Source organism: Tsukamurella pseudospumae (genome assembly GCF_001575195.1).
GTDB classification, from domain to species: Bacteria; Actinomycetota; Actinomycetes; order Mycobacteriales; family Mycobacteriaceae; genus Tsukamurella; species Tsukamurella pseudospumae.
In genome coordinates this window covers 828,077-850,506 of the sequence record NZ_LSRF01000001.1, presented here as the reverse complement: position 1 = coordinate 850,506, position 22,430 = coordinate 828,077, and the positions used below count along the sequence as shown (strand labels likewise).

The window sequence follows — 22,430 nt, the reverse complement described above, 5'->3', positions numbered from 1 at the left end:
TCCTATTCGGTGCCCGCAGGGGCCAACAGGGGGATCGCGGGGGCGGCCTGCTCCGGCCCCATCGCGGAGTAGCCGCCGTCTGCGGCCCAATCTGCGCCCGTCACGACGGACGCGGCGTCGGAGCAGAGGAAGGCCACGACGCGGCCCACCTCGATGGGATCGGCGACCCGGCCCGTGAGGTGGAAGGGCGCCGCGACGGCGTCGGTGTGCGCACGGTCGTGCCCGGAGACGGTGTCCATGATCTTCGACCAGGTCCAACCGGGGCTGACCGAGTTCACCCGGATCTTCTCGGCGGCGTAGTCCATCGCCATCGACCGGGTGATCTGCACGAGTGCCGCTTTGCAGGCGGGGTAGACCCAGCGCCCGGTCTGCGCCACCGAGCTGGAGATCGAGGTGAAGTTGATGATCGATCCGTGGCTGCTCTCGGCGAGCGCGGGCCGGGCGGCGTCCGCCACGCGCACGGCGCTCGCGACGTTGACGTCGAAGGCCGTGAGCCAGTCCGCGCGCGAGGTGTCGGCACCGTCGTCGAGGTAGGTACAGGCCAGGTTGACGACGATGTCGAGCGCGCCCAGGTCGCGGACGGTGCCGGCGACGAGGTCGGCGACCTGCGCGTCATCGGTGATGTCGACGGTGCGCGCGTGCACGCGATCGCCGAGTCGGTCGGCGATCTCCTGCGCCCCGACGACGTCGATGTCGGCGACGACCACCGTCGCACCCGCATCGTGCAGCGCCTCGACCACGCCGTGACCGACCAGGGTCGCCCCGCCGGTCACGATCGCTGTACGCCCGTCCAGATTTCCTGTCATCGTTCCCGCCTCGCGTCGTTCCGTGGCGCCGCGCGGGCGCCGGATGCGACAGGACGGTAGTGACGCAGGTCATAGGCCCGCTATCCGGTTCTTCGACGGCGCTATCCACTTCGCGGTATCGCGCCTGCTTGACGACAGGCAGGAATGCAGCACATGATGGACGTCAGTGATCCACGCCACAGGGAGGCACACGTGACCGCACCGACGATCCTCAGGACGCGGGACGTCGACCTCGCCCGGGCGCGGGTCGCCGGCTTCTTCTGCGACCACCGGCTCGACCCGGTCGGCCGCGCGCACGCGATCGACATGCGGCTACGGATCGACACCGTCGGCTCCATGGGGCTGGTGCACCTCGACTACGGCGAGCCGGTGCAGATCCGGCCCGGGCCGCTGTCGACCTTCTACCTCGTGCAGATCCCGCTCGCCGGCCGCGCTCTCGTCGAGCACGGCGCCACGCGCGTGCAGTCCTCGCCGCACCTCGCGAGCGTTCTGTCGCCCACTGCGCCCACTGTCATGACCTGGCAACGGGGCAACCCTCAGCTGTGCGTCCGGCTGCGGCGCAGCACCGTCGACCGAGAGCTCATGCGCAGGCTCGGTCACGAGATCACCACGCCGCTGCGCTTCGACGTCGGCATGGACCTGCGCCGGCCCGATGTGGCGTCCTGGGTCCGGATGGTGCGCTTCCTCGGCGACGAGGCCGTGCGCGGCGCCTCCTCGGTCGGCGGCGCGGACTGTTCGGAGTACCTCGCCCGCGGCGTCGTCAACCAGCTGCTCGACGTGCAGCCGCACAACTACAGCGCGGCGCTGGCCGCGGCTGCGGACGGCGCGGCCACGCTCGGTTCGCGGATGACGGCGCTGATCGACGACCATCTCGCCGACTCCCTCGGACCGGATTGGCTCGCCGCGCGGCTCCGAGTCAGCGTCCGAGCCCTCCGCGAGGCGTGCCGGACGGAGCTGGGCTCGACGCCGACCGCGGTGGTCAAGGAGCGCCGCCTGCTCGCGGCCCGCGCGCGGCTTCTCGACGCGATGCATCCGGGCCGGACGGTGACCGATGTGGCTCTCGGCGTCGGCCTGACGCATCTGGGCCGGTTCGCCGTGGACTACCGGGCGCGGTTCGGCGAGTCGCCGAGCGAGACCGCCGCGGCGCGGTCGTGACTTCCGCGTAGCCGCGGGTACCTGCTTAGATCATCGAATGCTCATCGCCCTGCTGTCGTTCACCGCTGCTGCCGCACTCATCGTGGTGCTGCCGGGTCCCGACACCCTCGTCGTGGTGCGCGGCGTGGTCCAGGGCGGCCGCGTCGCCGGACTGCGCACCAGCCTGGGAGTGCTCAGCGGCCTCGTCCTGTGGGTGCTCGCCGCCGTGTTGGGGCTCTCGGCGATGCTCAAAGCCAGCGAATACGGCTACACCGCACTGAAGTTCCTCGGCGCCGCGTACTTGATCTACATGGGCGCCCAGTCGTTGCGCGCGATGATCCGCGGCTCGGCGCTGGGGGAGCAGCCGACCGCCCCGCAGGCGTCCTCGTGGCGCAGCGGTGGCTTCACGGCGGGTTTCCTGACCGATCTGCTCAACCCCAAGATCGGGGTGCTGTTCGTGAGCCTGCTCCCCGGCTTCGTGCCCGCGGGCCATTCGGTGACCGGGACGACGCTGCTGCTCGGCGGCGTCTTCATCGCGCTGACGGCCGTCTACTGCGGTGTGCTCATCGCCGCTGCGGGCACGGTCACCTCCTGGATGCAGACGCCGCGCACGCGGCGCCTCCTCGACGGCATCGCGGGCGTCGCGCTCATCGGCTTCGGGGCGAAACTCGTCACGGAGCGGTAGTCACGGAGCGGCAGTCGGCGGGTAGGCGTAGAAGCCCTCGCCGGTCTTGACTCCCAGCTTGCCGGCGTCGACGTACTCGTGCAGCAGTCGGCGCGGCCCCTCGGGTGGGTGCGGGTTCTCGGCCGCGTAGTGGTCCTCGATGTCGAGAACCACATCCAGGCCCACGCTGTCCATCATCTGGAACGGGCCCACGGGCATGTGCCAGTTGAGGCGGAACATCCCGTCGACGTCCTCAGGCCGCGCGACACCCTCCGCGACCACGGCCAGCGATTCCCGCTTGATGGCGGCCCAGACGCGGTTGAAGATGAAGCCCGTGCTCTCGCGGCGCGCCTCGAACGGGTGCACGTCGAACTCGGGCAGGACCGTCAGCAGTGTGTCGACGATCTCGCGCGCGGTCTCGCCGTCCGACATCACGTCGGCCGCGTTCGCCGTGGGAGGCATGTAGAAATGCAGATTGCAGAAGCGGCTCTTGTCGCGGATGTTCTCGTTCATCAGGCGGGACGCGTACGACGAGGAGTTCGTGACGAAGATCGTGTCCGACGGTGCCACGGCGTCGATCCGGCCCCACAGCGGGATCTTGATGTCGAGCCGCTCCGGCACGGCCTCGACGACGAGCCAGGCACCGTCGAGCGTGGACGACAGGGAGTCGTGCGCGGTGGCGGTCCCGGCCTCGCCGGAGCCGCGCCGGGCGAGGAGGTCCGGCAGGGCGTCGGTCACGTACCGCACCGCGGCCCGGGCCTGGTCGGCGTTCGGGTCGTGGATCCGGGCCTCGCCGCCGCGGCTCGCGAACATGAGCGCGATGCGGCGGCCGAGCGTGCCCGCGCCGATGATGGCGACGGGACGCCGCCGGATGTCCTCGAAGGTGAAGGCGTAGGTCATGGAACGCTCCGTTCGTCAGTGGATGTCGGTGTCCGCGGGGACCCCGCAGATGCCCGACACGGGGGTCCCCAGGTCGACGAGGATCTCGGGTTCGCCTCCGTCGAGCCGCACCCGCCAGATGCGGCCGCCGAGGTCGGAGACATAGGCGAGGCCCGACGGGGCGTCGACCGCCAGGCCGATCGCCTCGCCGAAGCCCCGAGCGAGGATCTCGGGCGCCGTGCCGCGAGCACCGGGCGCGGGCAGTGGGGCCCGGTTGAGCGAATTGCCGTCGGGCGCCGCGCCGCGGTCGGTCCAGTACAGGGTGCCGTCGACGATCTCCAGGTCGATCGGCTCGGGCAGCCCGTCCCAGAGCGTCTCGATGTCGGGGCGGTCCTCCGGTTCCGCGCCGGCCGGAAGATCGAGTTCGGCGCGCAGGATGCGGCCGCGGCCACCCTTCGCGGGGCCCTTCTGCGTCCAGTACAGGTGCCCGTGACCGGGATCGACGGCGACGCCCACGCACTCCGCCAACCGATCCGGTGCGGGCCCGTTGACCACCAGGTCGCGTAGGCCGGTCCCGTCGACGCGGATCGAGCTCACCCGTAGGCCCTCCCGGTCGCCCCAGTACAGCCGGCCGGCACCATCGGTCGTGAGCTGCTTGCCGGTGGTCATCGCGCCCGGGACCACGAGGTCGCGCACGTCCGAGCCGTCGGGGAGCATCGAGTGCACGCCGCCGGTTCGTGCCGAGTAGTCGAGTCCGGCCTCGCCGGACCGGGCGCCGTCGCGGACGGGGCGGCCCATCGTCGTCCAGAAGATCCGCCCCGCGGTGACGACGACGCCGTCGGGGGAGGAGCCGGCCGGGCCGGTGTGGAGCGTCTCGACGGTGCCGTCCACGGTCGACACGCGGAGCACGGCTCCGGTGCGGATACCGAGCGCGAGAAGTGCTTCGAACATATAAATAACTGTACGACCGTCGGGCGGGTGTGCGCAGGCCGTGCGGCTGTGATCTTCGAGACCCGCGCGCCTAGGGTGTGCACCATGCGACAGGTCCGTAGTCTCGGTGCCCGCGCGGTCCGGGTGCGCGTGGTGCCGGACATCGTCGAGGCGCTCCGGGCCCGCCTCGAGGCCGAGCCGCTGCCCGGGCAGCGCGAGCTCGTGCCGGGCGGGGACACCGTCACCATCCTGTTCGACGGTCCGCGGTCCGCCGCCGACGGTGCCCGACTCCTGTCCGCCATGGCCGAGCCCGAGCCCGTCGCCGTCGCGGGCCCGCTCGTCGGGATCGACGTGGTCTACGACGGGGAGGACATCGGCGCCCTCGCCGAGCTTCTGGGTACCGACGCGGACGGCGTCGTGCGGATGCACACCGGACGGGAGTGGCACGTCGGATTCCTCGGCTTCGCACCGGGATTCGCCTACCTGCGCTCGGCCGAGGCGGGTCCGGAGATTCCGCGCCTCGCCGCGCCCCGCGTGCGCGTGCCGGCGGGCAGCGTCGCGCTGGCGGGGGAGTACAGCGCCGTCTACCCGCGCGTCTCGCCCGGCGGGTGGCGCCTGATCGGCCGCACCGACGCCGAGCTGTGGTCGATCGACCGCGACCCGCCGGCGCTCCTCGTCCCCGGCGCCCGGGTGCGGTTCACCGCGGTCCGGGATCGGGTCGTCGCTGCGGTACCCCCGGCCTCCGCGCCGACGGTGCCGGCGCCCGGCCGCGGATTCGTCGTGCAGAACCCTGGGATGCAGGCCCTCGTGGAGGACCTGGGCCGCCCGGGCCTCGCCGCGCTCGGGGTCACGAGATCCGGCGCGGCGGACCGCGGCGCCCTGCGTCGGGCCAACCGGCTCGTCGGCAATGCCGAGGGCGCAGCTGCGATCGAGAACGCCGGGGGTGGAATCGAACTCGTGGCGGTGGGGGACCAGGTGCTCGCCGTGACCGGCGCCGACGCGGACCTGATCGTCGAGGCGCCCGACGGGCGGTGGCGCACCGTCGAGCGGGGACGGCCCTTCGCCCTCGACGACGGTGACCACCTCGAGATCGGCCCGACGGTGGCGGGCCTCCGTGTCGTGATCGCCGTCCGCGGCGGCGTCGACGTGCCCGAGGTGCTCGGCAGCCGCAGCGCCGACACCCTCGCGCGTCTCGGGCCCCCGGCCCTCGCGGCCGGTGCGGTCCTGCCCGTGGGCGCGCCGCCCCGCACGGCGGTCGGGTTCCCGGAGACCGAGCCCGCCGTGCCCGACGGGACGCGCCCGACGGTGCTCGAACTGCTGCCGGGTCCCGACGCGGACCTGTTCCCCGACACCGCCTTCGGCGACCTGCTCGACGGCGCGTGGACGGTGACATCGAGCAGCGACCGCATCGGCGTGCGCCTGACGGGGTCGCCTCTCGCCCGCGCGGCGGGAGGGGTGCAGAGCCAAGCCCTGGTCCCCGGTGCGATCCAGGTACCGCCGTCGGGGGAGCCGGTGGTGTTCCTCGTCGACCATCCGACGACGGGCGGCTATCCCGTGATCGCCGTCGTGGCCGATCGGCACCTGGATCTGTTGGCGCAGGTGCCGATCGGCGCCGAGGTCGGGTTCCGCCGCGCGACGCCCCCTGAGTGAGAGGGGCGCTCCGGGTGTCAGTCGACCCGGGAGCCGACGGCCTGTCGCGCGGCCGCGGACCGGGCGTCGAGAGCGTGGATCAGCTCGACGGCGGGGCGGTACTGCGCGGTGACGATGTCGAGAAGCGGGTTGATCACGCCGCGCAGCGTGCTGTACACCGCCCACCGGGCGGGGGTGATGGTGCGGGCGGCCCGTCGCTCGATGCCGCGCACCGTGTCCTCACCGGCCTGATCGGGGGAGATCCGGTTGCTCAGGAACGAGGGGAGCAGGTCCGGCACGCCGGCGGTGAGCGGGTCCTCGTCGAAGCCGGCCCGCACCATCTCCGTGTCGACGAAGCCGTAGTACACGGCGCCCGCCGTGGCGCCGTACGGCGCCAGCTCGACGCGCAGCGCGCGACTGAGCTGCTCGACGCCCGCCTTCGCGACGGCGTACGGGGAGACACCGACGCCGTTCATGAAGGCGTACACCGAGGACGTGAGCAGGAGATGTCCCCGCCGCTCGAGGATGTGGGGCATCGCGGCGAGCACGGTGTTGTAGACGCCGTGCAGGTTCACGGCGAGCACGCGGTCGAACTCGGCGGGGTCCATGCCCTGCACCGTCGCGCCCCGCGGTGCGATGCCGGCGTTGGCGACGACCACGTCGATGCCTCCGAGTCGCTCGGCGACGACGTCGAAGGCGAGGGCGAGGGCGTCCCGGTCGGTGACGTCGACCGCGATGCCGATTGCGCCGCCCTCCAGCTGGGCCGCAGCACCGTCGGCTTCGTCCTGCCGCAGGTCGAGCACTGCGACCTTCGCGCCGCGCTTCGCGGCGGCCTTGGCGGTGCCCAGGCCGATGCCGCGTGCCGCACCCGTGATGACCACCGTCTTGCCGGCGAGGTCGAGTGTCATGTCATGTCTCCCTTGTGTTGTCAGTTCGAGAATGCGTAGTCGGAGAGCGGGAACCGGCGACTGTGCCACGCGGCTTCCAGCGTCGTGGACGCCCGGAACGGGACGTCGCCGTTCTTGGTGAAGTAGTAGCTGTTGGCGCTCGCACAGGTCGGATTCGAGAACACCTGCAGCGGGCCGCGCGCGAGGATCGACTCCATGTAGGCGTCCTGCGCGGTCGTGGTCACCTCCGCGGTGATCGCGTCCCGGCGCCGCGCCTCGTCCAGCACGCGGACGATGTGGGCGGCGCTGTTCTCGACCAGGGTGAAGAAGGAGGCGCCGTTGTAGCCGTACGGCCCGAAGACGGTGAAGAAGTTGGGGAACCCGGCCGTCGCGACGCCCTGGTAGGACCGGAACCGCTCGGACTCCCAGTGGTCCGCGAGATCGGTGCCGTCGGCGGTGGTCAGCCGGTAGGTCGGGAGGGCGTCTTTGTCTGTCACCTTGAACCCGGTGGCCAGGATCAGCACGTCGAGCGGGTGCTCGGTGCCGTCGGTCGTCCGGATGCCCGTGGGCGTGATGGCCTCGATGGACGTGGTCTCCAGGGCGACATTGGGCCGGTTGAAGGTCGAGAGGTACGAGTTGTGGAAGCTCGGGCGCTTGCAGCCGAGCGCGTAAGCGGGGGTGAGCTTGCCGCGGGTCGCCGGATCGGAGACCTGGGAGCGGATGTAGCTGCGCGCGGCGACCTCGAGCGCGTCGGTGCCGGGGATCCAGCGGTGGAAGTGCGCGAGTACGGGGAAGGTCGCCTCGACGAAGGCCTGGCTGGCGAGCCGCGCGGCCTGTCGCATTCCCGGGATCGCCGCCAGTCCGGCGCGGCCGACCCGGCCGAGCGGGAAGTCGGGCTTGGGCAGGCACCAGATGGGCGTGCGCTGGAACACCGTGAGGTGTGCGGTGTCGGCGGCGATCTCCGGGATGACCTGGACGGCTGTGGCTCCGGTGCCGATGATCCCGACGCGCTTGCCCGCGGTGCTGACCTCATGGTCCCACCGGCTGGTGTGCATCGTGTCGTCGGTGAACGAGTCGATGCCCTCGATGTCGGGCAGCTTGGGCTGGCTCAGTGGTCCGCCGGCGTGGATCAGCCAGCGCGCGGTGATCTCGCCCGTGCTCGTCGCGATCGTCCACAGAGACGTCGCCTCGTCGAACGACGCCTCGTGCACACGGGTGTCGAACCGCATCTTCGGTTCCAGCCCGTACTCGTCGACGATCTGCTCGGCGTAGTCGCGCAGCTCCCGGCCCGGGGCGTAGCTGCGCGACCAGCCCGACCGCTGGGCGAACGAGAACTGGTAGCTGAAGGAGGGGATGTCGACGGCGACGCCCGGGTAGGTGTTCCAGTGCCAGGTGCCTCCGGGCCCCGCCGCGTCGTCGACGAGGAGGAGGTCGTCGAATCCGGCCCGAATCAGGGCGATCGCCGTGCCGATGCCGGAGAAGCCGGCGCCGACGATGACGATCTCGTGGTGCGGAATGAAGGCGGGGGATGCATCGGGCACGATCGACATCTCATTTCAGATACAGGCAGTATTCGAATGCACACTGTATCCCGCTAGGATGTCGATATGCAACGACTGTCGAGGGCGGAGGCGCAATCGCGGACGCGGGGTCGCATCGTGGCGTCGGCGACCGAACTGTTCCTCCGCGACGGGTACACGGCCACCTCGCTCGAGGCCGTAGCGGCGCACGCGGGATTCACGCGGGGCGCGGTGTATTCGAACTTCGCGAGCAAGGTCGCCCTGGGTACCGCGGTGATCGACGAGCTGTACGACCGGGAGATCGGTCGCGTCCTCGAGCTCTCCGTCTCGGCCGCCGATCAGGGCCTGGCCGGTGTGATGGCCTCGCTCGATGAGTGGGGGCGGACCATCGTGGGCGACCGCGCGTGGTTCCGGCTCGAGATGGCGGTCACCGCGAGCAGTGAGCACGACGGAGAGCTCATGGCGGCCACCGCATCCCGCTACCAGCGGATCCGCGCCGCGACCACGAGGCTGGTCGAGGAACTGGAAGTGGCGCACGACCTGGAGCTCCCGGTCGACGCGGAGACCCTTGCGCTGGGCCTGTTCAGCCTGATCCTCGGGCTCGGCATGCAACGCGCGGTCGACCCGTCCGTCCCGACCGACGTCGCGGCGGTCGTCGTGGGGCGCCTGCTCGGGGGAAGCTGAGCGACCCCGATTCGGCTGGTCGCGGCCACTGGCCACGGGACATCGCTGCGCCGGGTCGCAGATGTCGGGTGGGATCTGGGCACGAAGGAGGAGGATCGTTGATCGACCATCACGTGTACCTGTGGACGGACGGTGAGGCCGTTCTGTACGTCGGTCGGGACGGCGGCTTCTACGACTTCCGCGTCTTCCTCGGACGCCTGGGCGAGCCGCTGCGCGAGATCGAGGCGCGGCCGGCCACGCGCTACCGAGACGGCGGCACCACCTCCATCCCCACCGTCGAGGGGGAGTTGTTGGCGCCGAGACCGGCCACGTTCTCGTGGATGGGGTCGAGCGACTTCCCGGCGCTCCCGTGCGTCTTCACCTGGTCCGACGGGAGACCGCCGCTGGAACTACCGCGTGTCGATCCCGACGACTACGTGATCTCGATCGACACGGCCGACGGTGTAGTCACGGTGACGGGGAACGGACCCGGTGGGGGCATGCCGACTTCCACGCGTAATGTCATAATGTAGATTATCGGCATTGATGCACCCAGCGCGATCCGGTTCGCCGGCGGGACGTCGTCGTACGGATGTCGCGGTGAGCTGCAATTGCCTCGTCCGCGCCTGAGCCGGTGCCGCTTCCATGACTCGAGGTCCGCGGCATTTCGGCATCCCCGTTCGACGGTGCCGTGCTCGGCGATCGGATCGCACGCCCGGTCGTGTGCGACGGCCATCGTGCCCCGTTTCGTACGTGCACGCCTGCTTCTTATCCTCACGGCACGGCCGTATATACGTCACAGTGACGTATATACGGGCGTTGGGCTGGTCGTTCCCGGGTGCCGCCTCGCCGCTCACCCTGGCCAATGCGAGCTCGCGGAGCTCGACCCGCCGACCGCGGCCGGTTGTTCGGTCGGGCGTCCCCCTCAAGCGCGGGCGCCAATACTTTTCATTGCGAACGATCATTGCAGTCGCAAGTATTCTTCTCCTACTCTTGTGACGCGTGTGACCGCACTGCCCGGAATCGATGTGGTGGGAATCGCCGGTTCGCGGGTCGTGATTGAGGAGGATCTGATGGGACGGCATCGTCAAGTAGAGGTGGCGCAGGCGTACCGCGCGGATGTTTCGTCGGCGGACACCGACCAGTTCAGCCTTGTCGGATTGAATCTCGATCGCCCGATGCCGGCGCTCGCGCGTTCCGATACGCGCCAGATGGCCATAGATTCCATATCCCGCATGATTGATTTGATTGACGTGAGCGATCATGCGCCGGACCAAAACGCCAGGCGTGCAGTGCATCGCGGATCGCTGGTCAATTTTCGTCAGATCGCCTCAGCTGGTTCGCGTTTCGCGCACGCAGCGGCATCGCGGGTGCGGCACGCCGGTGGCGGGCGGCACCGGCTGTCGGTGGGCGACGGATCCGACACGCGGCCGCCGGGAAGAAACATTAACCATCGGTGGGCGGATGACGCTATTGTTAACCGCATGACCGACACCATCACCAAAGAAGACCTGTCCGTCCTCAAGCGCGCCCAAGAACTCGTTCGCAAGCACGACGAGGAAGTCCGTGCCAAGAAGGTCGAGCGTGAGGGGCGCGTGCGTCAGACCGCGTCGCTGATCGCGACCTACAGTGCCGATTGCTCGCTGCGTCTGGCGGAGCTGCTGGACTTCTCCGAGAAGGACGGCCCCGTCGACAAGATCAAGTGGCAGCTGTCGAGCTCGGGCGAGAAGCTCATCTCGTTCAACCCCGAGGACAACGACCTGATGGTCGACGTGCATCGGATGCCGATGCTGGTCACCGATGTCGAGGGCTACACCGTCGGCGTGCAGCACCTGCTGGGCACCGATGTGTACCTGTTCGGGCTCACCGACGGTGACGACAACTGGAGCGGCTTCGAGGACCTCGAGGGCTTCGGCCGCGCCACGCTGACGCCGGGTAACCGCTACAAGGCCGGCGAGGTCTCGCTGTCGCAGTACAACAACTGAGTCGTACTCCCCCACAGTCCGCTTCCGAAGTCGAGCACGCCACCGCGGTGTGCTCGACTTCTTCGTTACTCTGGTCCGGTTGCCGCCACGATGTCATCAGGAGCGTTCATGTCGCAGCCCGTCCCGCACGTCGCCGACACCCACGAGAAGATCCGCGTCCACGGTGCACGCGAGAACAATCTCAAGGACGTGAGCATCGAGCTGCCCAAGCGCAGGCTCACCGTCTTCACCGGCGTTTCGGGATCCGGCAAGAGCTCGCTCGTGTTCGGGACGATCGCGGCCGAGTCGCAGCGCATGATCAACGAGACCTACAGCACCTTCGTGCAGGGATTCATGCCCACGCTCGCGCGACCGGACGTGGACGTCCTCGACGGGTTGACCACAGCGATCATCGTGGGCCAGGAACGCATCGGGTCCGATCCGCGCTCGACCGTCGGCACCGCGACGGACGCCAACGCCATGCTCCGGATCCTGTTCAGCCGCCTCGGGACCCCGCACATCGGCTCCCCGCAGGCCTACTCCTTCAACGTCGCGTCGGTCAGCGGTGCCGGCGCGGTCAAGCACGACAAGGCCGGCCGCGAGGTCAAGGAGCGGGTCAGCTTCAGCATCACCGGCGGGATGTGCCCGCGGTGCGAGGGGCGCGGGAATGTCAGCGACATCGACCTCACCGCCCTCTACGACGACACCAAATCGCTCGACGACGGCCCGTTCACCATTCCCGGCTACAGCATGGACGGCTGGCAGGGCCGGATCTACCGCGGCAGCGGCTTCTTCGACACCGCCAAGCCCATCGCGAAGTACACCAAGCGCGAGCTGAACGACCTGCTCTACAAGGAGCCCACCAAGATCAAGGTCGAGGGGATCAACCTCACCTATGAGGGCATCATCCCCAAGATCCAGAAGTCCTTCCTGTCCAAGGACGTCGACGCCATGCAGCCGCACGTGCGGGCCTTCGTCGAGCGCGCCGTGACCTTCGCCGTGTGCCCGGAGTGCGACGGTACGCGGTTGTCCGACCTGGCCCGCTCCTCGAAGATCAACGGCGCGTCGATCGCCGACTGCTGCGCGATGCAGATCAACGAGCTCGCCGGGTGGCTCCGCGGCGTGCAGGAGCCGTCGGTCGCGCCGCTCCTCGAGAACCTGCAGTTCACCCTCGACTCCTTCGTCGAGATCGGGCTCGGCTACCTCTCCCTCGATCGACCCGCGGGCACGCTGTCGGGCGGCGAGGCGCAACGCACCAAGATGATCCGCCACCTGGGCAGTTCGCTCACCGACATCACGTACGTCTTCGACGAGCCGACCATCGGCCTCCATCCGCACGACATCGCCCGTATGAACGACCTCCTGCTGCGCCTGCGGGACAAGGGCAACACGGTTCTCGTCGTCGAGCACAAGCCCGAGGCCATCGCGATCGCGGATCACGTCGTGGATCTCGGCCCCCGTGCCGGCACCGCCGGCGGCGAGATCGTCTTCGAGGGCACCGTCGAGGGGCTGCGGAAGGCGGACACGCTCACCGGACGCCACCTCGACGACCGCGCCCGTCTCAAGGCCGCGGTGCGGGCACCGTCGGGCGTGCTCGAGGTGCGCGGCGCGACCGAGCACAACCTCCGCGACGTCGACGTCGACGTACCGCTCGGCGTGCTCGTGGTCATCACCGGCGTCGCGGGTTCGGGGAAGAGTTCGCTGATCCGCGGCTCGATCAGCCCGCGCGAGGGCGTGGTCACCGTCGACCAGACCCCGATCAAGGGCAGCCGGCGGAGCAACCCCGCCACCTACACCGGCCTGCTCGACCACATCCGCAAGGCCTTCGCGAAGGCGAACGGCGTCAAACCCGCTCTGTTCAGCGCGAACTCCGAGGGAGCCTGCCCCGCGTGCAACGGCGCCGGGGTGATCTACACGGATCTCGGGATCATGGCGGGCACGTCCACCACGTGCGAGGAATGCGAGGGCAAGCGCTTCCAGGCGGCGGTCCTCGAATACCACCTGGGCGGCAAGGACATCAGCGAGGTGCTGGCGATGCCCGTCGCGGAGGCGCTCGGCTTCTTCGGCGAGGGCGAGGCGAAGATCCCCGCCGCGCACAAGATCCTGGGACATCTCAGCGATGTCGGTCTCGGGTACGTCAGCCTCGGTCAGCCCCTCACGACTCTCTCGGGCGGTGAGCGCCAGCGGCTCAAGCTCGCCACCCACATGGGCGACAAGGGCGGCGTGCTCGTCCTCGATGAGCCCACCACCGGTCTGCATCTGGCCGACGTCGAACAACTCCTGGGCCTGCTCGACCGCCTCGTCGACGCGGGCAAATCGGTGATCGTCATCGAGCACCATCAGGCGGTGATGGCCCACGGCGACTGGATCATCGACATCGGTCCCGGGGCCGGGCACGACGGCGGACGGGTCGTGTTCGAGGGCGCACCGTCGGATCTCGTTGCGGGACGGACGTCCCTGACCGGGGAGCATCTCGCCGCGTACGTCGGGGCCTGACGGTCCCGGAAGGTCCGGGCCGACGGTCCGCTGACAGCGACCGCACAGCGGGTTCGCATACGATCGGTGCGTGGCCATCACTGAGAACCGTCGCACCACCGGCATCCTGCTGCTCGTCACCGGAGCGCTGGGCCTGCTGGCCTCGGTGACCCTGACGATCGACAAGATCAAGATCCTGGAGGACCCGAACTTCAAGCCCGGGTGCAGTATCGACCCGACGATCTCGTGCGGTTCGGTGATGAACTCGTGGCAGGGTTCGCTGTTCGGATTCCCGAACCCGCTGATCGGCATCGCGTCGTTCTCGGTGGTGATCGTGGCCGGCGTGCTCGCGCTCGGCGGCGTGGCTCTCCCCCGCTGGTTCTGGACCGGGCTCGCGCTCGGCTCCACTGCGGGCATCGCGTTGATCGTGTTCCTGATCTACTCGAGCCTGTTCGAGATCCACGCCCTGTGCCTGTGGTGCATGCTCGTCTGGACGATCATGCCGATCGTGCTGGCGACCTCCGTCGCCGCGGCGCTCGGCGCGAAGGCCACCCAGCAGGTCCGTCAGTTGCTCGCGGCCCTGGTGCTGCTCTGGTACATCGTGGTCATCGCGCTGATCGCCGTCGAGTTCTGGGACTACTGGAGCAGCAAGTTCTGAGCCGTCAGTTCCACGTGTCCTCGAGCATGCGCGGCTTGCAGGCCTGGTAGGCGCCCAGGCCGAGCACCACGAGGCAGCCGAACAGCATCGCGAACGGGGCCGTCCAGCCGTGCGTGGCTTCGTGCAGCAGGCCGAAGCCGAGCGGGCCGGCGCAGGCGGCGAGGTAGCCCACGCCCTGCATGAACCCGGACAGCGACGCCGATCCGGCGCCGGTGCGGGTGCGCAGGTTGACGAGGGTCAGTGCCATCGGGAAGGTCGTCGGACCGAGGCCAGCGGCGATCACCCACAGCCAGGTCAGCGTCATGGGTGCGAGCAGCAGGCCGAGGAAGCCGACCACGAAGCAGCCGAGGAATGCGATGACCAGTGGGAACGGGTTCTCCATCCGCACGCACAGGCCGGGGATCACCAGAGTCGCGATGAAACCGACGCCCGAGAACAGCGCGACCATGTTGCCGCCGAGTGCGGCGCTGCCGCCCGAGTCGGACAGGATGGTCGGGATCCAGGTGAACATCGAATAGGTGCTCAGCGAGGTCATGCCGAACATCGCCGCCGCGCCCCAGGCCAGCGGGGAACGCCAGATCCGTCCCCGGGGCTCCGCGATCTGCTCGGCGCTGACGTCGTGCACGTCGTGGCCGCGCCGCGCGAGGACGATGCCCAGCCACGGCAGGAACGCGGCGATCGGGATGATCGCCCAGATCGCGAGCGACGCACGCCACCCGAACGCGTCGGCGACCGGCACCGCCGTGAGCGCGGGAACCATCGTGCCGAGCTGGACGAAGGTCAGGTACGCGGTGCTGAGCACCGCGACATTGTCGGAGAAGTAGCGCTTGACCAGCGGCGGTAGCACGACGTTGCCGATGCCCATGCCCAGCAGGGCCAGGCAGGAGAAGCCCAGCAGGCCGAGGGTGCCGCCGACGAAGGACCGGACGCCGATGCCGATCGCCGTCGCCACCACGGCGATCAGCGTGGTCCGCTCCAGACCGATCCGGTTGGTGAGCAACGGCGTGACGATGCCGGCGGCCGCGAACATCGCGGTCGGGAGCATGCCGAAGACCCCGATGACCGTGGCGCCGAAGTGCAGGTCCTCGCTGATCTGCGTGAGCAGCGGGGTCAACGACGTGACGGCGGTGCGGAGCGTCAGCGCGAACAGCACGATCGCGAGCAGTACGAGCAGTCGCCCCTGCTTCACGGATCGCACCATGCTCTGCTCGGCCTCCTGAGGCTCGGTCGCGATGCTGGTCATTCGCCCTCCTTACGGTCCCTGAAATCATAGGATGAATGGATCAATGACGGCAAGGCGGTTTCCGTGCGGATAGGATGACTGTGATGCAACCGGTACGTAGGCAGACCTTGATAGCCCAGGTCACAGAACAGCTCCGTGGCGAGATCGCCAGCGGACGGTGGCCCGTGGGCGGTCGCATACCCACCGAGACCGAACTTCGCGAGCTCACGGGCACTGCGCGCAACACCGTGCGCGAGGCAGTTCAGGCGCTGGTCCACGCGGGAATGCTGGAGCGGCGCCAGGGTTCGGGCACTTACGTGCTGTCGGCCTGCGCCACCTCGACGCTGGGCGACTACTTCTCCGCGGCGCGCGACACGGACCTGCTCGAGCTGCGCGAGGCCCTCGAGGTGACGGCGGCCGGGTTGGCTGCGGAACGCCGCGACGAGGACGACGTGGTCGAGTTGCGTCGTCTGCTCGAGGAGCGCAACCGCATGTGGTCCCCCGATCAGGTGGCCCCGGGCTCGGAGCGGGCGGCGATCGTCGCGGACCTCGCGATGCACCGCGGCGTGGTCGCCGCCAGCCACAACGCGATCTATCTCGAGTTCTACGACTCGCTCGTGCCGGTGCTCCAGGAGCACCTGCAGGAGTTCCCCGTGGGCTCCGCGACCTCGTACGAGTGCGCGCACATCGCGGTCATCGATGCGGTCGCCGCCGGGGACGCGCCCGCGGCCCGCGCTGCCGCCCGCGAGTTGCTCGCCGAGGTCCGCCTCCGCGAGCGCTGAGTCATACCCCTACCCCTCTGGGGTATGCTGCCCGCGTGCGGACGATGCGGAGTAGGACGACGGCGATGGCCTTCGCCGTCGTGCTCGGCTTCGCGGTCCTTCTCATGCATCAGGGCGTGATACCGATGGGCCACACCGCCATGGCCGCCATGTCGCACGGCTCGCCCGATGCTCCTGCCGATGTCGCTGCCGTCGCCGGGCCGTCCGTCCATCACCAGACAGTCGAGAAGCCGTCCGTCGACGCCGTCCACGATCACCACGCGCACGACTGCGCCGGCACCGTCGTGGTGCACAAGTCCGTCGGGGCGCCCTCCCTCGTCGCCGTCCTCCCCCTGTCCGACGGTACGCCGGACACCGGCCCGGCCGACCGGGCCGCCGTCGCGCGCGGTCCCCCGCCGTGGACGGTCCTCGACCTCTCGCAACTCTGCCTGCTCCGCGTCTGATGGACGCCCGCGCGCGGCCCCGCGCCGCGGCGCGCTGACGCGACCCATCACACCGATCACCCGAGCAGATTCGAGGAACCACCATGACCACCAACCGCATCCGCATCGCTACCGTCCTGTCCACAGTCGCCACCGGCGCGACCCTTCTCGCCGCGTGCGGCACCGACGCCTCGTCGGACGCCGCGCCGTCGAGCTCCGCCCAGGCGGGCGCCGCGGCCCATGCCGGTCACGGCGGCGGGTCGGCCGCGGCGTCGAGTGTCGCGGCGAACGCGACCTTCAACGACTCAGACGTCGAGTTCGCGACGATGATGTACCCGCATCATGCGCAGGCCGTCGAGATGGCCAAGATGGTCGAGGGCAAGGGCACGCGACCCGAGGTCGTCGCGCTCGCGGCCGAGATCCAGCAGGCGCAGCAGCCCGAGATGGACGCCTTCACCAGGCTGCTCGCCCAGTGGGGCAAGCCCGCGCCGAGCGCGTCCATGGAGCACACCATGGACGGGATGATGACGGCGGACCAGATGCAGAAGCTGGGGACGCTGCGCGGCGCCGACTTCGACCGCGAGTGGCTGACGATGATGATCGCCCACCACAAGGGCGCGATCACCATGGCCGACGCCGAGATCGCCAAGGGTGTGAACCCGGAGAACCGGAAGATCGCCGAGGCGATCAAGGCCGGTCAGCAGGCTGAGATCGTGCGCATGGAGAAGCTGCTGTAGTCCGTTCGGAGGAATCTGGTGGCCGCTGTCCGGGTACGGACGGCGGCCACCTGGGCGTTTGGCGCGGTGAGGGTTCGCGCGGAATTGGTCGAACCGGGATTGCACGGAATAATCCAGGTGCAGAATCAGCACAGGTCGAGGGGGAATACCCCGCTTCGAGAAACGCGAGCCAATGATGACGTCGATGCATTCCCGGGGTAAGAACCGGCCACTCGCTCTGGCAGTTGCAGGAGCTGGAATCGCGGGAACTCTCGCGCTCACTGGCGGCGGCGCCGAATTCTTGGCGCAGGTCGCAGCCAAAACGATCATCGTCGTCGGTGGAGCGAGTGATCCCACGGGGAAAGATCAGTGGAAGCGGATCAGCGGTGACTACACCGGACCGTCTCCGGTGTTCGTCCAGTACCCAGCTGTCTTCGGTGTCGGCTATCCGGGATTCGCGCTCAGCAGCGACGGCAAGCACACGTACCAGCAGTCGAATGACATCGGCGCAACGGCCACGGTCGATGCAATCAATACGGCTAAGCAGAACCCGGACGAGGAAGTCGTCGTCTACACGATCTCGCAGGGCGCAGACGTGGTCGGCCTGGCAGTAATTCGATACGGCAAGGAACATCCCCGTCCGGCAGACGGATCCGCCAAGCTCACCTTCATTGAACAGGGCAGCCCCAGTTTCGTCCGTTCCGGAGCGTGGAGTGTGATCCCGGCAGGTATTCCCGGTCTCAGCAATGGACCCGTACGCAACGATGGAGCGTCAGGGGCAACCGTGGTCAGCATTTGCGTGAAGGGTGATGTCGCTTGCGCGGTGGGCCACAACCCAGTTTCTGCGATGGTGTACCTCGTTCCAGGCTTCATGATGCACGGCTCGGTCTACACCGCGGAGAACATCGGTTCGTACTCTCCGCTCGTGGGCGAACCGTTCACGCCGGGCTCGAAGCCCGAGACTCCGATCGACACGCATACGGAGATTCGCAACGGCAACACCGTGACCGTCGAGACCTACAAAGACGGGACGGTCAAGCGCACGTGGGTCGAGGATCAGACCACGTGGGTCTCGATCGACAAGGGTGAGAACCCATGGGGATGGATGCTGCGCCAGAACGGGATCGCAGTGCCGCTGCAGTTCGACCACGTGCTCAACACGCTGATTCCTGTGCCGGAACCCGGCGATGCTGGTCTGTTGCCGATACTTTCCGCGCCGATCGTGGTGAACCGAGAGGCATCCGGCCTCGACTCGGTGGCCCGGCACGCCGAGGGCACTCCCGGCACCATTCCGTTGACCCAGATGCTCGATCTAGGTGGCGATGACGACAGCCCGGCGGCGAATGCGTCGCCGTCCGACCAGAGATTGGTAGTCGCTGAGCCGGTGAAGAGCGACCCGCTCCCCCAGCAGAACCCGGGTCAGAACGAGGTCCAGAACGATCAGCAGGAGAACCAGCTGCCGGTGACCCAGAACGAGGCGCCCGCAGAGCCGCCTGTCCACGAGGTCGAGCCCGTGGATCCGCCGGACGCCTCGACAGCGCCAGAAGCCCCGACGGCCCCGGCGGCGGAGACGGCACCGTCGGGTACGGATCCGACGCCGGCCTCCCCCGCCGATCCGGTCGAACCCGCTGCGGCCCCCGAGGTCCCGGACGCGGCTTAGCCGAAGACCTCGCCGTAGAGCTCGGCGATCTCGGCGGCGTCGGGCACCCGCGGGTTGTTGCCCGGGGAGCCCGACGCCAGGGCCTGCTCGGCCATGAGCGGTGTCAGCTCGTCCCACCGCGCCCGATCGATGCCGTACGCCCGCGGCGTGGGCACCGCAAGGTCGGCGCAGAGCTGCTCGATGGCCCCGACGAGGGCGAACGCTTCGGCTTCGTCGGAGTCGCCGGACAGGCCGTAGGCACGGGCACAATCGGCGTAGCGCGACGGTGCCGACCCCACGGAGAAGCGCATCACGGCGGGCAGCAGCATGGCGTTCGAGAGACCGTGCGCCACATGGAAGTGCGCGCCGATCGGCCTGCTCATGCCGTGCACCAGCGCGACCGAGCTGTTGGAGAACGCGACGCCCGCCTGGGTGGCCGCGAGCATCATGGCCTCGCGGGCGCCGCGGTCGGCACCGTCGGCGTACACGGCGCGGATGTTCCGCGAGATCGTCGAGATCGCGGTGAGGGCGAAGCCATCGGCGAACGGATTGGCCCTGCGGCTGACGTACGCCTCGATCGCGTGGGTCAGGGCGTCCACGCCGGTGTCGGCGGTGAGCCGCGCGGGCATCGACAGCGTGAGCTCGTAGTCGACGATCGCCGCGATCGGCAGGAAAGCCGGGCCGGGGCACAGCATCTTCTCGTCGGTGGCGCTGTCGGTGATGATACTGAACTGTGTGGCCTCGCTGCCGCTTCCGGCGGTCGTCGGGATCGCGATCACCGGCAGGGCGGGCCCGACGGTGACCGTGGGCGCCTTGTAGTCGCGCATCGTCCCGCCTCCGACGGCCAGCACGGCGAGCGCCTTCGCGGTGTCCAGCGGGCTGCCGCCGCCCAGGCCGATCACGCAGTCGGCGTCGTGCTCCCGGACCACGGCGAGGCCGGGTGCGAGGGACTCCGTCGTCGGGTCCGGCACCGTCCCGTCGAAGACCGACACCGCGCATCCGGCGTCCGTGAGCGCCGACACCAACCGCCCGACGGTGCCCTGACCACTCAGGAAGGCGTCCGTCACCACCACGGGCCGCGAGAATCCGAGGTCCCGGATCAGGCTGCCGGAGTCGGCGAGAGCGCCACCTCCGACCGCGAGCCGGCGGGGAAGTCCTATCTGCGCTGTAGTCATCCCATGAACGTACCTAGACTCCTTCTCATGGCTGAGCAGATCGGCGAAGGCACACACGAGTTCGAGCCGCACCACGACGCCGTCGGCGACCGGTTGAACTGGCTCCGCGCGGGCGTCCTCGGTGCGAATGACGGCCTGATCTCGACCGCGGGCATCGTCATCGGCGTCGGCGCGGCGACCGGGGAATCGTCGGCGATCCTCACCGCGGGCATCGCTGGGCTCACCGCCGGTGCCGTGTCCATGGCGCTCGGTGAGTACGTCTCCGTGAGCACGCAGCGCGACACGGAGGTGGCGCTCATCGCCAAGGAGCGCACGGAACTCCGCGAGATGCCCGACGACGAGCTCGCCGAACTCGAGGGGATCTACCGTGCCAAGGGACTCTCGCCGGACACCGCGCGGCGCGTCGCCGAAGAGCTGACCGCGTACGACCCGCTGCAGGCGCACCTCGACGCGGAACTGGGGATCGACGAGGACAACCTGACCAGCCCGATCGCCGCGGCGGTCTCGTCCGCGATCTCGTTCAGCGCGGGTGCCGCGATCCCGATCCTCGCCTCACTCGTCCATACGCAGCGGATCCTCGTGATCGTCTTGGCCGTGCTCGTGGGTCTCGCGCTCACCGGATACGTCTCCGCGCGCCTGGGCGACGCCGACGTGCGCCGCGCGACCGCCCGGGTGGTGGTCGGTGGGCTGATCGCGATGGCCGTCACGTACGCCGTGGGTAAGCTCCTCGGCACCACCGGAATCGCCTAGGAGGCCCTCGTGATCGCTCGCTTCGGACAGCTCTCGCCCCGCATCGCCGAGACCGCGTGGGTCGCGGACTCCGCCACGGTGATCGGCGACGTCGAGCTCGCCGATGGCGTGGGGGTGTTCTACAGCGCGGTGATCCGCGGCGACATGGCCACGATCTCGGTGGGCCGGGACAGCAACGTGCAGGACGGCGTGGTGATGCACGCCGATCCGGGCCTCCCGCTGACGGTCGGCGAGCGGGTCTCGATCGGCCACAACGCGGTCCTGCACGGCTGCACGGTCGGCGACGACGTGCTCGTCGGGATGGGTGCGACGGTGCTCAACGGCGCCGTGATCGGAGCGGGCAGCCTCATCGCCGCGAACGCGCTCGTCCCGCAGGGGATGGACATCCCGCCCGGCTCCATGGTTGCGGGCGTCCCCGCGAAGGTCCGACGGGAGCTCAGCGACGCGGAGCGCGCCGGCATCAGCGCGAACGGCGGCGCCTACGTCGAGCTGACCAAGGCGCACGCCCGCGAGACCGGCGCGGTCTGAGCGCCCGGGCCGGCTACACGCCCGCCCACACCATGGTCGCGCCGGAGTGTCCCGCGGCGACCACGCCCCAGATGCACGCAGCTACCGCCAGCGTCGACAGCACGCCGAGCACGATCCCTCCGACGCGGGAGGACAGCACCGTCGCACCCGAGAACCGTGCGGCGACCACCGAGCTGGATCCGGCCCACACCAGCACCGCGAACACGAGCAGGCCCAGCGACCAGAGGAAGGTCGCCGTGCCCTGCGTGGAGTGCTCCTCGATCTGGGAGCGCATCCCCTCCATGGAGGGCCGCTTCTCCAATTGCTCGCCCGACTCCTTCGCGAGGTAGCAGGCGCCTGCCGCGACCAGGGCGAACACTGGCAGACCGGCGCCCAGTCGGGCACGGGCGGCGGGCCACCATGCGGCGAAGAGCAGCGCGAGCGCGGCCAGGGGGAGCAGGACCACGGCGCCGTGGACCAACAGTGGATGAGCGGGAATTCCCGCGATCTCTGTGAGCACGTCGTCATGCTGGCAGAGTGGACGCCGTGACGCAGTCAACTCAGCCAAGCTTCTGCCCCACGAGGCGCGCCGTCCTGGCGGCACTCCCCGGTATCGCGATCCTGCCCGTCGCGGTGGCCTGTGGAACGTCGTCGAACTCCGGGGACACCTCGTCGGGCTCGACCCCGGGGACCACGACCGGCGCAGGGAACGGCGGAGCCGCCAAGGTCGCCGTCGATCAGGTCCCGGTGGGCAACGCCGTCGTCATCGCGGGCCCCAAGCCCTATGTCGTGGCCCAGCCGACCGCAGGGAAGTTCGTCGCCTTCGACGCGTCCTGCACGCACCGCGGCACGACGGTCGCCGCGAGCGAGGGGCTCACGCTGGAATGCCCGGCCCACGGCAGCAGGTTCGACGGTGCCACGGGTGCCGTCGAGAGGGGCCCCGCGGCCTCCCCGCTCGCCGCGGTCCCGGTGCGTCGCGAGGGCGACCAACTGCTGGTCGGGTGATAG

23 protein-coding genes are annotated in these 22,430 nt (G+C 69.5%); 15 read left to right on the top strand and 8 right to left on the bottom strand.

What is annotated here, in order from left to right:
- Positions 1–2 precede the first annotated feature (2 nt).
- Positions 3–806 carry an SDR family oxidoreductase gene (locus tag AXK60_RS04000; RefSeq protein ID WP_068569719.1) on the bottom strand — a complete coding sequence of 268 codons (804 nt, stop codon included), beginning with the start codon at positions 804–806 and terminating at the stop codon, positions 3–5.
- A gap of 192 nt (positions 807–998) precedes the next feature.
- Here AXK60_RS04000 and AXK60_RS03995 point away from each other — a divergent pair, with 192 nt between their 5' ends.
- Both AXK60_RS03995 and AXK60_RS03990 read left to right on the top strand, forming a co-directional pair.
- On the top strand, positions 999–1,961 hold the full coding sequence (locus tag AXK60_RS03995) for an AraC family transcriptional regulator (protein WP_068569718.1): 963 nt from the start codon (positions 999–1,001) through the stop codon (positions 1,959–1,961).
- Positions 1,962–1,998: 37 nt separating this feature from the next.
- Positions 1,999–2,625 (top strand): LysE family translocator, encoded by a 627-nt coding sequence (locus AXK60_RS03990; RefSeq protein WP_068569716.1) that lies wholly within the window; start codon positions 1,999–2,001, stop codon positions 2,623–2,625.
- Here the strand turns inward: AXK60_RS03990 and AXK60_RS03985 are convergent, their stop codons facing one another.
- Both AXK60_RS03985 and AXK60_RS03980 read right to left on the bottom strand, forming a co-directional pair.
- Positions 2,626–3,504: a 3-hydroxyacyl-CoA dehydrogenase family protein gene (locus AXK60_RS03985; protein WP_068569715.1), complete on the bottom strand. Its 879-nt coding sequence runs from the start codon at positions 3,502–3,504 to the stop codon at positions 2,626–2,628.
- Positions 3,505–3,519: 15 nt separating this feature from the next.
- Positions 3,520–4,434 (bottom strand): hypothetical protein, encoded by a 915-nt coding sequence (locus tag AXK60_RS03980; RefSeq protein ID WP_068569713.1) that lies wholly within the window; start codon positions 4,432–4,434, stop codon positions 3,520–3,522.
- 84 nt (positions 4,435–4,518) lie between these two features.
- On the opposite strand from AXK60_RS03980, the gene AXK60_RS03975 reads away from it, so the two are divergent.
- The gene (locus AXK60_RS03975; protein ID WP_068569711.1) at positions 4,519–6,063 is read left to right on the top strand and encodes a 5-oxoprolinase subunit B/C family protein; all 1,545 of its coding nucleotides are present in this window, start codon (positions 4,519–4,521) and stop codon (positions 6,061–6,063) included.
- A gap of 17 nt (positions 6,064–6,080) precedes the next feature.
- Here the strand turns inward: AXK60_RS03975 and AXK60_RS03970 are convergent, their stop codons facing one another.
- Together AXK60_RS03970 and AXK60_RS03965 are read right to left on the bottom strand one after the other, a co-directional pair.
- Positions 6,081–6,950 (bottom strand): short-chain dehydrogenase/reductase, encoded by an 870-nt coding sequence (locus AXK60_RS03970; protein WP_068569709.1) that lies wholly within the window; start codon positions 6,948–6,950, stop codon positions 6,081–6,083.
- 20 nt (positions 6,951–6,970) lie between these two features.
- A complete protein-coding gene (locus AXK60_RS03965; protein WP_231855332.1) occupies positions 6,971–8,470 on the bottom strand; it encodes a flavin-containing monooxygenase in 1,500 nt (499 codons plus the stop codon).
- Positions 8,471–8,536: 66 nt separating this feature from the next.
- Here AXK60_RS03965 and AXK60_RS03960 point away from each other — a divergent pair, with 66 nt between their 5' ends.
- From AXK60_RS03960 to AXK60_RS03940, 5 genes are all read left to right on the top strand, one after another.
- Positions 8,537–9,133: a TetR/AcrR family transcriptional regulator gene (locus AXK60_RS03960; protein WP_068569706.1), complete on the top strand. Its 597-nt coding sequence runs from the start codon at positions 8,537–8,539 to the stop codon at positions 9,131–9,133.
- A gap of 98 nt (positions 9,134–9,231) precedes the next feature.
- On the top strand, positions 9,232–9,645 hold the full coding sequence (locus AXK60_RS03955; RefSeq protein ID WP_068569704.1) for a hypothetical protein: 414 nt from the start codon (positions 9,232–9,234) through the stop codon (positions 9,643–9,645).
- A gap of 471 nt (positions 9,646–10,116) precedes the next feature.
- Complete coding sequence (locus AXK60_RS26140; protein WP_139057726.1) at positions 10,117–11,097, top strand: hypothetical protein; 981 nt, start codon at positions 10,117–10,119, stop codon at positions 11,095–11,097.
- A gap of 108 nt (positions 11,098–11,205) precedes the next feature.
- Positions 11,206–13,572, top strand: coding sequence for an ATP-binding cassette domain-containing protein (locus AXK60_RS03945; protein WP_068569700.1), 2,367 nt, complete (start codon positions 11,206–11,208; stop codon positions 13,570–13,572).
- A 70-nt stretch (positions 13,573–13,642) separates the two neighbouring features.
- The gene (locus AXK60_RS03940) at positions 13,643–14,209 is read left to right on the top strand and encodes a vitamin K epoxide reductase family protein (RefSeq protein WP_068569698.1); all 567 of its coding nucleotides are present in this window, start codon (positions 13,643–13,645) and stop codon (positions 14,207–14,209) included.
- 4 nt (positions 14,210–14,213) lie between these two features.
- Here the strand turns inward: AXK60_RS03940 and AXK60_RS03935 are convergent, their stop codons facing one another.
- A complete protein-coding gene (locus AXK60_RS03935; protein WP_068569696.1) occupies positions 14,214–15,452 on the bottom strand; it encodes an MFS transporter in 1,239 nt (412 codons plus the stop codon).
- An 83-nt stretch (positions 15,453–15,535) separates the two neighbouring features.
- Between AXK60_RS03935 and AXK60_RS03930 the strand changes: the two genes are divergently transcribed.
- From AXK60_RS03930 to AXK60_RS25550, 4 genes are all read left to right on the top strand, one after another.
- Positions 15,536–16,213 (top strand): FadR/GntR family transcriptional regulator, encoded by a 678-nt coding sequence (locus AXK60_RS03930; protein ID WP_068569949.1) that lies wholly within the window; start codon positions 15,536–15,538, stop codon positions 16,211–16,213.
- 35 nt (positions 16,214–16,248) lie between these two features.
- Positions 16,249–16,656: a DUF6153 family protein gene (locus tag AXK60_RS03925; protein ID WP_139057725.1), complete on the top strand. Its 408-nt coding sequence runs from the start codon at positions 16,249–16,251 to the stop codon at positions 16,654–16,656.
- Positions 16,657–16,739: 83 nt separating this feature from the next.
- Positions 16,740–17,372 carry a DUF305 domain-containing protein gene (locus tag AXK60_RS03920; protein WP_068569692.1) on the top strand — a complete coding sequence of 211 codons (633 nt, stop codon included), beginning with the start codon at positions 16,740–16,742 and terminating at the stop codon, positions 17,370–17,372.
- Between the two features lie 172 nt (positions 17,373–17,544).
- Positions 17,545–19,011 (top strand): PE-PPE domain-containing protein, encoded by a 1,467-nt coding sequence (locus AXK60_RS25550; protein ID WP_082777768.1) that lies wholly within the window; start codon positions 17,545–17,547, stop codon positions 19,009–19,011.
- Here the strand turns inward: AXK60_RS25550 and AXK60_RS03910 are convergent.
- Positions 19,008–20,165 (bottom strand): iron-containing alcohol dehydrogenase, encoded by a 1,158-nt coding sequence (locus AXK60_RS03910; protein WP_068569689.1) that lies wholly within the window; start codon positions 20,163–20,165, stop codon positions 19,008–19,010. The two genes, AXK60_RS25550 and AXK60_RS03910, sit on opposite strands and share 4 nt — an antisense overlap.
- A gap of 27 nt (positions 20,166–20,192) precedes the next feature.
- Here AXK60_RS03910 and AXK60_RS03905 point away from each other — a divergent pair, with 27 nt between their 5' ends.
- Both AXK60_RS03905 and AXK60_RS03900 read left to right on the top strand, forming a co-directional pair.
- Positions 20,193–20,915, top strand: a complete 723-nt coding sequence (locus tag AXK60_RS03905) for a VIT1/CCC1 transporter family protein (protein WP_068569687.1) — start codon at positions 20,193–20,195, stop codon at positions 20,913–20,915.
- Between the two features lie 9 nt (positions 20,916–20,924).
- Entirely contained in the window at positions 20,925–21,443 is a 519-nt protein-coding gene (locus tag AXK60_RS03900; RefSeq protein ID WP_068569686.1) for a gamma carbonic anhydrase family protein, read from the top strand.
- Positions 21,444–21,456: 13 nt separating this feature from the next.
- On the opposite strand, the gene AXK60_RS03895 is transcribed toward AXK60_RS03900, so the two are convergent.
- Positions 21,457–21,942, bottom strand: coding sequence for a hypothetical protein (locus tag AXK60_RS03895; protein WP_139057724.1), 486 nt, complete (start codon positions 21,940–21,942; stop codon positions 21,457–21,459).
- 26 nt (positions 21,943–21,968) lie between these two features.
- On the opposite strand from AXK60_RS03895, the gene AXK60_RS25415 reads away from it, so the two are divergent.
- Complete coding sequence (locus AXK60_RS25415; protein ID WP_068743524.1) at positions 21,969–22,427, top strand: Rieske (2Fe-2S) protein; 459 nt, start codon at positions 21,969–21,971, stop codon at positions 22,425–22,427.
- Positions 22,428–22,430 lie beyond the last annotated feature (3 nt).